Origin of the sequence: Pedobacter sp. FW305-3-2-15-E-R2A2 (assembly GCF_038446955.1) — a bacterium.
GTDB lineage: Bacteria > Bacteroidota > Bacteroidia > Sphingobacteriales > Sphingobacteriaceae > Pedobacter.
The window spans coordinates 208,271-223,410 of the sequence record NZ_CP151803.1 but is presented as its reverse complement, the minus strand read 5'-3'; the positions used below and the strand labels follow the sequence as shown (position 1 = coordinate 223,410).

Below are 15,140 nucleotides of genomic sequence, written 5' to 3'. Positions count from 1 at the left end.
CCCCGGTCCGAATATTCAGCATTAATCTTGAATATTCAAACCAGGGCTTTTGAGAGAGAATTTGTATTAATCTTTGGTAACCTTGAATTCAGTACGTCTGTTTAGTGCTCTTCCTGCGGGGTTGTCTTTGCCGTTTGGAAGTTTATTCGGTGCAACCGGCTTAGTCATACCATAGCCCTTGCTCTTCATCCTGCTTTCCGAAATTCCTTTCCCAAGAAGGTAATCCACACAGGATTTAGCTCTTCTATCAGAAAGGTCCATATTATAAGCAGGCGTTCCTTTACTATCGGTATGGGAACTTAACTCAATTTCAATCTGTGGATTGTCAACCAGAATGTTATACAGGTAATCCATTTTTACTTTGGAATCTGAGGTCAGCTCTGCTTTATCAAACTCATACAATACATCTTTTAGCACAATTGCTTCATCCTTTTTATAAGGAGTCAGGCAGATCTCCTCGCTGAACAAGGTATCTTTTTGAGCCAGCTGATCGTAAGAATAACTTAAATTCTTGGTAAAATACTGCGCCTTCTCTGCGGTAATCTTCAGCTGACGGTTAGAATTGATCCTGAAGTTATACTGCCCGTCTGCTCCCGTTGTAAATTTAAACTGTTGCAGCGAGTCCGCAAGCGTCACCACTGCATTCTCCAATGGTTTTCCATCTTTACAATCCAGGATCCTTCCCCTGATGTTCAGGTACTCTCTTTTGAGGTGAAAGATCTCCAGGCAGCATAAAGACTCCCTGTCGGAACTGATATAACCTTCCACATCAGTATCATCCAAAGGTGTAAAATAAAGGTCATCCTTAGAAGAGTTGAATGGATACCCTAAATTCCGGGGTTCAGACCAGCTGTCAAAATCACCATCACTTTCATAAAAATCAAAGCCTCCCAGGCCGACTTTTCCATTGCTCGAATACAATAATTTTTTAGTCTTCACATTATAATACGGTGCTTCCTCATCCCCTGAAGTATTGATCGTATTTCCCATGTTGATCGCCTGTCCAAGCGATCCATCCGGACGAATGGCACAATACCATAAATCATACTTTCCATGTCCGCCGGGACGATCTGAAGAAAAGATCAGGTATTTTCCGTTTTTACTCACTGAAGGCTGCATGGCATTGAAACCCTTCACATTGATATTCCCTCCAAGTTCTACCGGTTCAGACCAATCTTTTCCTGTTACAGAAGCGGAAGTCAGCTGATAAATCTTTCTGGTTTCTTTAGCGCTCCATCCGGTGATGAACATCACTTTTCCATTGGGAAGAAAAGCAGGTGTAGCCAGCTCTTTATCTTTGTTGCTGGTTGGAATTTTCTTGATAGAGATCCTTTCCGTCAATGGGTTCCCTGAAGTTTCGTAAATTGCATTTACATACGGCGTTTGTTTTCTCGTTACCTTTGACGCAGTTTTTGCATCCGATAACACCACATTTTTACCACTGCTGTTCACCGGTCTGGAAGAGGTGAAATAAAAATTATTTCCTCTGAGCAATGGTGTATAATTGGAGCCCGCCTGGTTGATGTCATTTTTCAGTCTTCCCAGCTTAAATAACCGCGGATGGCTCACTTCATATAAAGCAAACTGGCAGGAAGCAATTTCAGTTTTAGCCCTGGCAGTATACTCATCGCTGGCGGTATATTTCTTCTGGAAAGTCTCGAAAGCACCGATTGCTTCTGTATATTTTTGATTGGCTCTTAACGTCACTCCATACCAAAAGGTACTCAGGATATATTTCGGGTTATTGAAATCTTTAGCAATGGCATACCATTTCTCTGCATCAGTAAAGTTCTTATACTGTCGGAGTGATTCTGCCAGCTGGAAGACACTATATTCGTAATCTTCTTTCTTAGGGCTCTCCTGTTTCACCTTAGACTCAAATCCGTAAGGCACCACAAAACCAGAGCTATCCGGAGAGATCTGTAAAGCTTTTTTATAATATTCTGCCGCAGCATAATACTCCTTATTCAGGTAATAAACATCAGCAACTCTTTTGCTATTGGTTACAAATTGAGCACTGACAACATGGCTAAGCAGGCAGAGGACGAGTAATATTTTAAGTTTCATATCGCGTTATATTATAATCTTGGACAAAAGAAATTCGGACCCACAATACCTTTTCTTCTGGTAAAGGAGATGGACAGCTCCAATCCGCCCTGACTACGGGCCATTTTATTAAAACTGGAGGTATTAAAGTCGTAGCTCACACCAAATACCATGTTCTTAATATTGAGGCCAAAGAAGGCAATTGCAGCATCATCCACCCGATAGTTTGTTCCAAGCATCAGGTCTGCTTCAGGATTTAGCATCACTTTCGCATAAGCACCTACAGAGGTTTCTTTCGCATTCCCCTGTCTCATATGTAATGCATTGGGTGTAATATCCAGCATGTCGGTTATTTTAATTCTTGCACCTCCATGTCCCGCATAGCGGATGGGCATCCGCACATCGGTACCCAGGAATTTATCAATCGGCCTGGTCAGGTGGGCAGCCGTTGCACCTGCAAAGACATTCACACGCTGGTCCGGGTTTCCATCAAAATACATCACCCCGACATTGACATCCGGAACAAGGGTATTCGAAGAAGCAAACGATTCGCTGATTCCAAAGTTAGGATCATAACCCGTTACCGGGTTAAACTGGTTTCCAAGGGTAATCTTGGAAGCATCAAAACTCTTGTTCAGAATCCCCGCCTGGACGCCGAAGTTGATCATATTCTGCCCTGTCGAACCGAAATGAATCCGGTAAGCCGCAGAAGCCAGGACACTCAGATGGTTGTAACTGATGTCTCCGGCATTCTGGTTCAGTACCATCGCCCCGAAAGCGAGATTTTTAACGGGGGCCATATCAAATGACGCACCCCCGGTTAAAAACGAATTAGAGACACCCCCCCATTGCTGCTTAGCATTTATGGACACCCTATAATCACCGTCAGTAACCCCCGTTAATGCCGGGTTTAACCACAGTGGATGGGCGTAATATTGTGAAAAGTGAGGATCAATCTGTGCGATAACCCTTTGCGTTCCTAAACTCAAAAACGCTCCTGCTATTATAATTTTTACTAGGTTCTTCATAACAATTGTGTTTATTATCTCAATAGGGTTATTGTTCCTTTTTTACTTGTTTTTGTTCCGTCATTGAACTCTACTTCTGCGATGTATACGTATACTCCGTTAGGCTGTATCTCTCCTTTATAAGTTCCATCCCATCCGCTTTGAACATTTAATGATTCATAGATGAACTGTCCCCACTGGTTGTAGACACGAAGCTTCAATTTGGCAATCGTATTTCCGTATACATACAGCACATCATTCTTACCATCGCCATTTGGCGTGAATGTATTCGGGATAAAGACTTGGTTACCCAATGGATTTTCTGCTTTTGAGTTCAGGCTTGAAGCATCGCTCAGCTGACAAGGTAGTTGTCCGAAGGCCCTTACCCTGATCGTCACCGGCTGATCTGGTTTCAGACCACTGATCAGATGTGTTAATCCCGCAGCTCCTGAGCTAGGTGCAATCCAGGTTGTTCCTCCATCAAGAGAGACTTCGTAGCCTGTTGCCCCTGCTACTGCAGCCCATGCGAAGGCTACACTCGTTGCCGTTGCTGACTGCACTGAAACAACAGGCGCAGTAAGTTTAGGCAGAATCGTTACCACCACCGCGATACGTGCAGCACTGGTACATCCGGTAGTCTTATTGACACTTTCCACATAATAGGTAGTTGTTGCTGCCAGAGAAGGAGTAGTAAAGCTACTTCCTTCAGACAGTGAAGTACCTCCTGTAGCAGAACTAAACCAGCGATAAGTAAGCGCTGCATCCGGATTGTTAACCGACAATACTGCTGCATTGCCCGCACATAATGGGTTTGTGGCTCCATCCACCGATGTTGGTGCATTAGGTGCATTCTGCACACTCACTGCAACCGCAGTTCTGCTTGTGCTGCTACAGGTAGCGTTAGAAGCACCTACATAGAATGTTTTATTTGCAGTAATCACAGGCGTAGTAAAGTTGGCACCTGTACCCAGTGCGGTTCCACCTGTTGCTACATCGTACCAGCTATAGGTAATGCCGTTAACCGGATTAGAAACACTCAATACCGTGGTACTTCCCGGGCAGGCATTTGCAGTAGCAGAGACTACAGTCGGAACACCTGGTCTGGTATTTACCGTAACTGTTGCCTTAACCCTACCCGTTGCACTGCCGCAACCCGAAGCACTTTTTGCCAGCACATAGAAATCGGTAGTTGCATTTAATGCGCCTGTAGGGAAGCTTTGACCGGTACCCAATAAGGTACCTCCTACTGCTGCATCATACCATTCGAAAGTAACTCCAGCCTGTGGATTCAGGATATTGAGTGTTGCTCCATCTCCTGAACATACCGACAATCCGTTGCCATTTTCGATCACCGGTACATCCGGTAAAGGATTTACGGTTAAAGTGATCACTTTCGCTGTTCCAGGGAGGCTTTCACATTTATTGTCTCCTTTTACAGTTACGTAATAAGTAATGGTTGCATTCTGTACTTTCTCCAATATTGCTCCTGTAAATACTGCATTGGTTAAGGCAGCATCAGTATACCAGGTAAATACAGGGTTCGTTACAGTTGTACTGCTTGCGGTTAATTTAACCGTTGTTCCTGTACAAACAGGGACATCTGCTCCTGCTACAACTACATCTGAAGCATCAGCCGGAGTGTTCACCGTTACGGTAACCACTTTAGCATTTGCTGCGGTATTCTCACATCTGTTCGCACCACGAACAGTTACATAGAAAGTAGTGGTTGCAGTAACTGTTGGTTCGAACACCGCTCCGGTAGCCGCAACATTTGTTAAGGCCGCATTCGTATACCAGGTAAATACCGGGCTCGTCACTGTCGTGCTACTCGCTGTCAGTAAAGCTTTGGAGCCTGCACATAATGGACTGCTGTTTCCGGTAACGGTGATGTCTGTTGCTACCGCAGGTGGGTTGATCACTACCGTTACCACTTTTGCCCCTGCTGTTAAGTTCTCACATCTGTTTGATCCGCGAACGGTTACATAGAAGGTAGTGGTAACCGCTAATGTCGGTTGGAATACGGCAGTATTGGCAACTACTGTAGTCAGGTTGGCATCACTATACCAGGTAAATACCGGGTTCGTTACTGTCGTTGTACCTGCAGTTAAGGTTGCTTTTGTTCCTGCACAATATGGAGCATCATTTCCTGCAATGGTAATGTCCGCAGCTGTAGCAGGTGTATTTACGGTAATCGCTACCACTTTTGCATCTGCAGGTCCGTTTGGACATTTGTTGTCTCCGCTAACGGTTACATAGTAAGTCGTGTTTGCGGTAACTGTTGGCTCATAGATTGGTCCTCTGAACACTTCCGTTGTTAAGGAAGCATCACTGTACCAGATAAATATAGGATTCGTTACTGTTGTTGCAGTTGCGGTTAAGGTTAGTTTTGCTCCCGCACAAACGGCAGCTCCATTTCCTGTAACATTAATATCAGCAGCGGTAGCAGGTGGATTCACCGAAACTGCAACTGCTTTACCTGTTCCGGCAAGGTTTTCACATTTGTTAGCTCCTTTTACCGTTACATAATAAGTAATTGCAGCGGTAACTGGTCTTTCCAATACTGCTCCTGTAAATATGGCATTGCTCAGGGCAGCGTCAGTGTACCAGGTAAATACCGGGCTTGTTACTGTGGTACTGCTTGCTGTTAACTTAATCGTTGCACCGGCACAAACGGCAAGATCCGCTCCTGTAACGATCACATCGGTAGCATCTGATGGCTTGTTCACAATCAGCGTTACAATTTTTGCATCGCCAGATAGGTTTGCACATTTGTTTGTTCCGCTAACGGTTACATAATAAGTAGTGGTTGCGGTTAATGTAGGTTCAAATACCGGACCTGTAGAAACCACATTTGTTAAGGCGGCATCCGTGTACCAGGTAAATACCGGGCTTGTTACCGTAGTGCTGCTCGCGGTTAATAATGCTTTTGCACCGTTACAGAACGGACCGTTATTTCCGGCAACCGCGATATCTGTGGACACTGCTGGCGGGTTAATCACGACAGTCACCACTTTTGCCTGTGCTTTCAGACTTTCACATCTGTTGGTTCCGCGGACAGTTACATAATAAGTAGTGTTTGCAGTTAATACTGGTTCGAATACCGGACCTGTAAAAGCAACATCTGTCAGATCAGCATCTCTGTACCAGGTAAAGACAGGGGCAGTTACTGTAGTGCTGCTTGCGGTGAATTTAGCTTTTGTTCCTTTACAGAATGGGGCACCATTTCCGGCAATGGTAATATCTGCAGCTGTTGCAGGAGTGTTGACCACAACGGCCACTACTTTTGCGTCTGCAGGATCATTTGGACATTTATTGTCGCCGCTAACGGTTACGTAATAAGTGATACTTGCGGTTAATGTAGGTTCGTAGGTTGCTCCTCTGAACACTTCAGTTGTTAAGGCCGCGTTGGTATACCAGATAAATGTAGGATTAGTTACGGTCGTTGAACTTGCTTTAAAGCTCGCTTTCGTTCCCTGACAGAACGGAGCATTGTTTCCGGCAACGGCAAGATCTGCCGGGGTTGCCGGCGTATTTACGGTTACGGTCACGACTTTAGCATCCGCTGGTAAATTCGGGCATTTATTATCGCCGCTAACGGTTACATAATAAGTAGTCGTTGCGGTAAGTACCGGCTCAAAAAGGGCATTGCCTGATACCGGAATCGTTAATGCCGCATCACTATACCAGGTAAATTTAGGATTGGTTACCGTGGTTGAACTGGCAGTCAGACTTGCTTTTGCTCCTTTACAGAACGGAGCATCTGCACCTTTTACCGTAATGTCAGTTGCAACTGCAGGTGGATTCACTGTAATCGTAACCACTTTTGCATTTGCAGGGGTACTCTGACAAATATTATCGCCATTCACACTCACATAGAAGGTGGTGCTTGCGGTGATGACAGGTTCATAAAGCGCAACGTTAGATACAGGAATGGTTAACGCCGCATCACTGTACCAGGTAAATTTAGGGTTGACTACCGTTGTTGAACTCGCAGTCAGGCTTGCTTTTGTTCCTGTACAGAACGGAGCATTTGCACCTGCTATGCTAATGTCAGCAGGGGTTGCCGATGGGTTAACCGTAATGGTAATTTTTGTACGTCCGGCAGTGCTGATACATGAATTTGCATTCGCAGCTTCCACATAGAAGTCGTACACTCCTGTAGTCAGGTTCGACGTGGTAGTATAGCTATTGGTATTTGTTGCCAGTTTGTTTCCACCGGTCAATGCATCAAACCAGTTGAAGCTTACTCCTGCTACCGGATTCACCGCAAGTGTTACTGCGACATTCGGACAAGTTGTTTTCGGGTTACCCGCTACTTCTACCGGCGCAGCTGGTGCAGCCAGTATCGTTACGGTAACTTTGGCTTGTGCACTTGCACAATTGTTACGGGTTGCAGTTACAAAATAATCATAAGTTCCTACAGCAAGTGTTGTTTCAGTGGTAATACTGGTTCCGGTTCCTACCTGTGTAGCCCCTTTGTACCAGGTATAGGTAAGTCCTGCAACCGGATTCTGAACACTTAAAGTTGCAGCAGTCCCCACACAGGCAGATGCGTTTGCACTGGATACTTTTGGTGTAGCCATCACACGCTGTGCATAGTTAAAGTCAAGCGTAGTTAAAGCGGCAACAAGACCAGACCTTAATCTCAGCTCCACACCGTCAAACGGTTTTGTAGGAAGGAAGGTAAGGATTGCTCCTTCATTGGCACTCAATACTTTTAGATGAACCAATGGATTATCCGTAACGATCATATCGTTATTGCTCACCAAACCCTGGAAAGTAGTCACTTCAATAGAAGGCAATACAGCCAGCGAAATCAGCTTACCAGGTGTGCTGATGCGGATGCGGATGCTATCACCAACATTAGACAGGCCGGTAAAACCTACATGTTGATAAACTGAAGCACCTAAAGCTCCGACTGGCATCACCAGTGAAGAAGCGGATTCCGTATCGTTATCCACCGCTCTCTCCGGATTATATACAGCAGTTAGTACCGCAACGCCATCTGCTCCCGCTCTCACCTGAACTGTTGCCACCTCACAAGGAACATCAGTTGGGTTAGTGGCAGGCAGTACAGTAACCTGTGCGGAAGCACGGGTTAAGGCAGTACATCCTCCAGGGATCTCTGCACTTACATAGTAAGTATCTATTCTTGGATTTGGACCATTATTTACTGCGGGAGTAAATTCATAGCGGGCACTGCTTGAAAGCAAGTTTCCGTTTGTAGGGGCATCATACCATTTAAAGATCACGCCAGCACTACTCGAACTTGCGGTTAACACCGCTATTGATCCTGATTTAACGGTAATAGACTCCGGTGTAATTACCGGAATATCCAGACCAGTTACATTAATTTGTGCAGCAGCTCTTGTAGCTGAAGGCACGTTACAAGCAGCAGATACTGCTTCAACGGAATAACTTGTGGCCACTGTCACATTGTTAACAGTGAAGGTTACTCCATCTTTATTTGCCTGATAAACGCCTGCATTGTCATACCATTTGTAAACAATTCCAGTTAAAGGATTTTTCACTTCCAGGGTAACATTTGTTCCAGGACAAGTATTGATCGTAGTTGAAACCAGTTCAGGAACCACCGGTGCAGGAGCCACGGTTACGATGACCTTTGTTCTGACGCTGGCACAACCCGAAGCATTGCTGCCTTCCAGATAGTAAGTCGTATTGGCTGTTAATGCCGGAGTGGTAAAAGTAGTTCCGGTAAATACCGAAGTACCGCCGGTAGCCACAGTATACCATTTATAGGTCAGTGCAGCATTTGGATTGTTAACCGCAAGTGCTGCAGTTTGTCCGGAACAGATCGCCGGACTGGCAACTACCAGTTTTGGTGCTACTAAAACACGTCTGGCGTAGTTCACATCAACTGTAGAAAGCACACCTGCAAGACCTGCATTTAAACGAACCTCCACCTGGTCAAAGGCTGCTGTTGGCACAAAGCTGATTAACGCCTGACTGTTATTACTCAACAGCTCCAGGTTAATTAAAGTATTGTTTATTGAAACGGCATCATTGTTATTTGTTGCGCCATTATAGGTTCCAACCTGAATGCTCGACAATAATCCCAGTGTTAGTAATTTACCTGGTGCATTTAACAGCACTTTAACAGTATCCCCGGCACTGGAAACAGAACCGAAGCCAAGGCGTTGGTAAACTGAAGCACCCAGAAGTCCAACCGGCATCACCAATGATGAACCTGTTCTGGTGTCGTTATCAATGGCCAGTTGTGGATTAAATATCGCGGAAAGCAATGCTACTCCCGTCACACCATGTGTTTCTGCAATTGCAGCCTCACAAGGAACCGGGCTTGGCAAGCTGTTGTCTACCGTAATCGTCACCTGTACACGGCTCAGCGAAAGACAACCTGTGGCATTCGATTTGGCTTCTAAGTAATAGGTAGTCGTTGCAGTAAGTGGTTCCGTAACATACGTTGCACCACTGAATTTTGGCGTGGTTGCAGTTGCAGAATCATACCAGTTAAAGGTTACATCTGTATCTGGTGAAGTCGCTGTTAAGATCACCGTCTGACCCGAAGCAACCGTAGTTGCTGAAGCCTGAACCTGTGGTAATGTTACGATCGGATTTACCGTTACAGGAACTGCAGTTCTTGTAGAAACACCACATCCAGGATTTGCTGCTTCTACATAATAGGTCGTACTTGCTGTTAATGCAGGGGTAACGAAGGTAGTTCCGGTAAATACAGAAGTACCTCCGGCTGCCACTGTATACCAGTTATAGCTGACACCTGCTCCAGGAGTATTGACTACTAAGCTGGCGGTAGAACCATAACACACCGGTAATACCGTTGCCACTACTGGTGGTGTTGGCGCAGCGGTAACCGTAACCGTAACCGGAATACGCTGGGTATTTGCACAACCCGCTTTGCTCACTTCAATATAATAAGTTGTTGTCGCTGTAAGTGCAGGTGTAGTGAAAGTGCCACCTGTAGCCAATGCGGTTCCACTTGCCGGAGTGGCGTACCATTTTAAAGTAGTACCTCCATTTGCAGTAGCAGTTAAGGTAGTGGTATTTCCTGCACAGATCGTCTGACCTGTAGCAGCAACAGTTGGATTAGGATAGATAATGGAAGCACCATAGATATTATAGCGGCTTAATAAATTTGCCACTGCTCCAAAACGGATTTCCACGGCATTATAAGTTCCTGTTGCCGCAAGTGTAACCTGGAACCTGTTGCCATTTAAAAGCTGGAGATTTAATAAAGAAGAATTTAATGGATAAACCTTTACTACCGTTGTTCCATTGTAAACGGTAATCGTTCCTCCGTTAATTAATCCGATATCGGCAAGGCCAACAGGAGTTTCAAGATCTAAACGGATGCTGTCGGTCGCGGCTCCGGAATTAGGGAAGATCAGTTTTTGATACCCTACACCGGCAACGTTAACCCCAAGATTAATGGTGGTAAATGTTGCAGGGTCTGCATCCGTTGAACCTGATGGATCAGTGATTCCGCAAAGTAAACAAAGAAGAGATTCGATTTTTGTTTCCTGAGCTGTTGCAGCATTACAGTTCGGGTTAACCGGGCCAGTTGTGACCGTTACGATAACCGCAGCTCTGCTGGCACTCACGCAGCCTGTGCTATTTACTGTTTCTGCATAATAAGTTGTGGTGGTATTTAATACCGGTGTGGTAAAGCTCGTACCAGTACCTACTGCAATACCGCCTGTTGGGGTAGTAAACCAGTTGATGGTATTTCCTGCTTCGGCAGAAGCCTGAAGCGTAGCAGTTTGTCCGGCACTAATTGACTGGCCGGCAGAAACTATGGCTAAGGCAGGAGTTGGACGTGCGGTTACGGTAACTGCAGTACGACTGCTTATTGCTGTTCCGGAAACGGCCTCCACATAATAGGTGGTATTGGCAGTTAATGCAGCAGTAGTATAAGTCGCCCCTGTAAAGATAGGTGTACTTCCTGTTGCCGCATACCAGTTATAAGTTACTCCCGGTAAGGTATTGCTCACGCTAAGTGTAGCTGTACTTCCTGAACAGATGCTGGTCGACGCCACCACTGGCGGATCAACTTTTACCTTCACCGTAAAGTTGGTGGTGGTGGAGTTGTTGGCTGCATCTTTGGCCGTTACAGAGAAAGTAAAGGTTCCACCTTGCGTTGGTGTGCCGGTTAACTTACGGGTAATTGGATCGAAGCTCAATCCCGGAGGAAGGTTCGCTGAAGTATAAGTATAAGGTCCTGTTCCGCCGGTTACTTCAGGCAGGGTCTGCGCGGTGTAAACGGTTCCGACAGTACCATCGGCCAATGCCATTGTTGGTAGTGATAAAGCACCGATTACTCTTAAAGCATAAGTATTGGTTGCAGTAGTACCGACATTGTCAGTTACCGTTACGGTTACCGTATATAAACCTGATTGTGTTGGCGTACCAGAAATGACACGGGTGGTTGCATTAAAATTCAATCCCGGAGGAAGGCTTGTTGCCACATAAGTATAAGGTCCTGTTCCACCTGTTGCCGAAGGAATAGGTTGTGAGGTATAGCTTACATTCACATTTCCATCCGCAAGTGTTGCCGGAGGAAGCACCAATGGATTGCCTACTACAATTGAATAATTGGTCGTGATGGTTTTTCCATCTCCATCGGTTACCGTTACAGGAATGCTATAAGTTCCTGCCAGCGTTGGTGTACCTGTGATCTCACGGGTAGTTGGATTAAAGGTCAATCCCGGAGGAAGGCTTGCTGCCGGAGTGCTATAAGTATAAGGTCCCACACCACCAGTCGCGGTAGGGATTGTTTGGGCAGGATAAGGAATTCCTACGGTACCATTGGCAAGTGTTGCCGCAGGTAAAACAAGAGGATCTCTGACTACAATGGTATAGTCTGCTGTTTTGGTATTTCCATTGGCATCAGTTACGGTTACATGAACCGGATAAGTTCCGGCCAGAGTTGGCGTACCTGTGATTTCACGGGTAACCGGGTTGAAGGCCAATCCCGGAGGAAGACTTCCCGGAGTAGCAACGTACGTATAAGGTCCTGTTCCGCCAATGGCAGCAGGAAGTGTTTGTGTTGGATATAGGGTGTTTACCGTTCCATTGGGAAGTGTCGCTGCCGGAAGTGACAAAGCAGCAGTTACGGTTAAGTTAAAAGGAGTGATTGCAGTACAACCTTTACTGTCTGTCGCCAGAACAGAAAAAGAATAAGGTCCTGCAGTTGCGGTCGGGGTTCCGGAAATCAATCCGGTTGCCGATAGTGTTAATCCTGCAGGCAATGTGCTACCTGGAGCAAGTGTATAATTAAATGCAGGTGTTCCTCCCGTCGCGACAGGAATTTGTTTGGAATAACTGGAAGCGATCGTGGCATTCGGTAAGGCAGCGGTTGCAAAAACAATAGCCGGGTTTACATTCACCGTAACCGGTACACGCTCTGCATTTACGCAGGAACCTTTACCTACTTCTATATAATAGGTAGTTGTTGCCGTAAGTCCTGTTGGGGAATAGGTATTTCCTGTAGCCAATGCAGTACCACCTGTTGCGTCGGCATACCATTTCAGATCTGTTCCACCGTTTGGTGTTGCAGTCAGGGTGGTCGATGCTCCGGAACAGATGTTTAAACCTGTGCTCGCAACCGTTGGTTTTGGATAGATCACTTCTGCACCGAAGATGTCAAGTGCCGTTACTGCGGAGAGTACCGCACCGAAGCGTACTTCTACTGCATCGTAGGCCGCGGCAGCCGGAACAGTTACACTGAAACGATCGCCACCCAACAGACTAAGGTGGATCAGTGCGGAGTTAAGGTCGTAAGAAGCTACGGTTGAATTGCCATTTCTGACATTCACACTTATGCCTCCCAGAAGGGAAAGGTCAACGATGTTTCCAGGCAACCTCAAATCAAGACGGATGCTATCCGTAGCTACGCCTGCAGTCGGGAAACCCAATCGCTGATATCCGACCGCCAGAACACCTACCGCAAGGCGGATGCTGGAAAAGTTCAGCGGATCTGCATCAACAGAGAATCCAGGGTCTGAAACTTCACAACCGATACATATCCCCTGAATCGCATTGGTTTGGGAATTGGCAGATTTACAAGTTACCCCTGGTGTAACGTTCGTGACTGTAATGTTAACGGCAATTCTGTTTAAACTTGCACAACCTCCTGCACTCTGCGTTCCTACATAATAGGTGGTATTTGCATTTAATGCCGGAGTTGTAAAGCTGGTTCCGGTTGCAACCGGACTTCCGCCTGTTGAGCTGGTATACCAGTTAATGATGCTACCGGCAGTTGGCGCTGTGGCCGAAAGTGTAGCGGTTTGTCCGGTAGAGATATTTACATTCGTTGAAGACACCTGCGCATCTGCCGGAAGTGCATTAACGGTTACGTCTACCTGTTGACGTGCACTGGAACAGGCACCGATCACCGACTCTACGTAATAAGTTGTATTCGCAGCCAATACAGGAGTTAAAAATGTTTCTCCGGTAAAGACTAAGTTTCCACCAGTAGCCGCATCATACCAACGGTAAGTCTCCCCTACCACCAGAGCGCCAATTTGCAAAGTTGCTGAAGATCCGCTACAAATAGGAGCAACGGTAGATACTACCGGTAAGATTGGATTATTTACCGTTACACTCACCAGCTTACGCGGAGATTCGTTGGTACATCCCGCTCTTTTTCCTGATACATAAAATGTATTGACACCAGTTACTAAACCTGTTGGCGTAAAACTGACACCGGTAGTTCCTGTACCTCCGGTAGCCTGGGTATACCAGGTATAGGTTGCACCTGCTTCCGGTGTATTGATATTTAAAGTTACTCCATCTCCTGTACATGCGATACCGGTAGCTGAAGCTGTATTGTTTACATTTATGGTCGTTGGCAAAGCCATCGTACGGGACACCTCATGAAGGTTGATCGAATTTAAAAGACTGGCTGTTCCCCCGATTCTCAACTGAACCCGATCAAAAGGAACACCAGGTGCAAAGGTTAAGACCCCAATGGTACTACCCGGATTCAGGAGTTTAAGGTTGAGCAAGCCGCCTGTCCCGGGGACAAGTCCGTTACTGACACCTCCATTGAAGGTTTCGATACTTACCGAGCCCAGCAATTCAAGAGAAAGCAGGGATGGTCCTGTCGAAACCATTAATCTTACGGAGTCCGTGGCAGCAGATAACCCTGGAAAGACAATCGTTTGTTGCGCAAAGCCTACCAAGCCAATTGCAGAACCTAAAGTTGAATAGGTACTTTCCACACCGTCTATTGCATTTGATGGATTGTTTACGCCACCAAGTGCGCCAACAGTTCCAGAAATTCCATGTAACTCATCTATTGGTGCATCACAGTTTATATTTGTCGTATTTTGTAAGAAATAAGCATGAAAAACATTAATAGAAGTTAATGCAGCCAGGGCCCCTCCATCCACTGTCACACGTACTCTATTATAAGGTACACCTGGGCCCGGTACAAAGATTTCGGCCTGATTACCGTTTGCCAGCAGGTTTAATAAAGCTGTTCCGCCATCGCGAACAACGCCTACCGGGGTATTGTTAAAGTAAGCCTGAACTTTGATGGCTCCGAGCACACTTAGCGATAAAGTTGTTCCGGTAGAAACCTTAACTACTGATCCGGTGTTATTTCCGGGTAAGTTTCCGGCGGGAAATATCAGGTTCTGAAATATTCCTCCTCCCAACAAGCTGACTCCGGCAGTAACAGTCGATGCCGTATTTATGTTGTTATCTACAGCCTGGTCCGGTGCTGATACGCCACAAAGTAAACAAACGCCGAAAGTTCCGTCGCTTGCTGTAGTCGCGTATACACGTTGTTGAGATTGTGCATACGATTTCAGATTAAAAAGCGTTATAGCTATAATACTTAAAAAAATGAGGATAGGTTTTTTAAGTTTTCCTGGCAGGGTAGATGTGCATTTCATATGAAGGGAATTGAGATGTCAAAATTTTACTTTGATGCAATTTTAATCATTGAATACCTCGCAATGCACGTTCGAATTGTTCATTTACAAAGCAGTAAATGATCGATTCATTCATTTTGTTCATTTTTGACAACATCTAATTCAAATAACGCCAATAAATCTCACCTAAATAATTGAGCAACAAATAGTT

At 45.7% G+C, this 15,140-nt stretch carries 3 protein-coding genes; all 3 read right to left on the bottom strand.

Annotation, left to right across the window (positions count from 1 at the left end; genetic code table 11):
- Positions 1–66: 66 nt before the first annotated feature.
- The 3 genes from AAFF35_RS00810 to AAFF35_RS00800 are packed head-to-tail and all read right to left on the bottom strand — an operon-like array spanning position 67 to position 14,950.
- Complete coding sequence (locus AAFF35_RS00810; RefSeq protein ID WP_342330440.1) at positions 67–2,067, bottom strand: OmpA family protein; 2,001 nt, start codon at positions 2,065–2,067, stop codon at positions 67–69.
- Between the two features lie 11 nt (positions 2,068–2,078).
- Positions 2,079–3,074, bottom strand: a complete 996-nt coding sequence (locus AAFF35_RS00805; RefSeq protein WP_342330439.1) for a PorP/SprF family type IX secretion system membrane protein — start codon at positions 3,072–3,074, stop codon at positions 2,079–2,081.
- A 14-nt stretch (positions 3,075–3,088) separates the two neighbouring features.
- The gene (locus AAFF35_RS00800) at positions 3,089–14,950 is read right to left on the bottom strand and encodes a putative Ig domain-containing protein (protein WP_342330438.1); all 11,862 of its coding nucleotides are present in this window, start codon (positions 14,948–14,950) and stop codon (positions 3,089–3,091) included.
- Between the last annotated feature and the right edge of the window lie 190 nt (positions 14,951–15,140).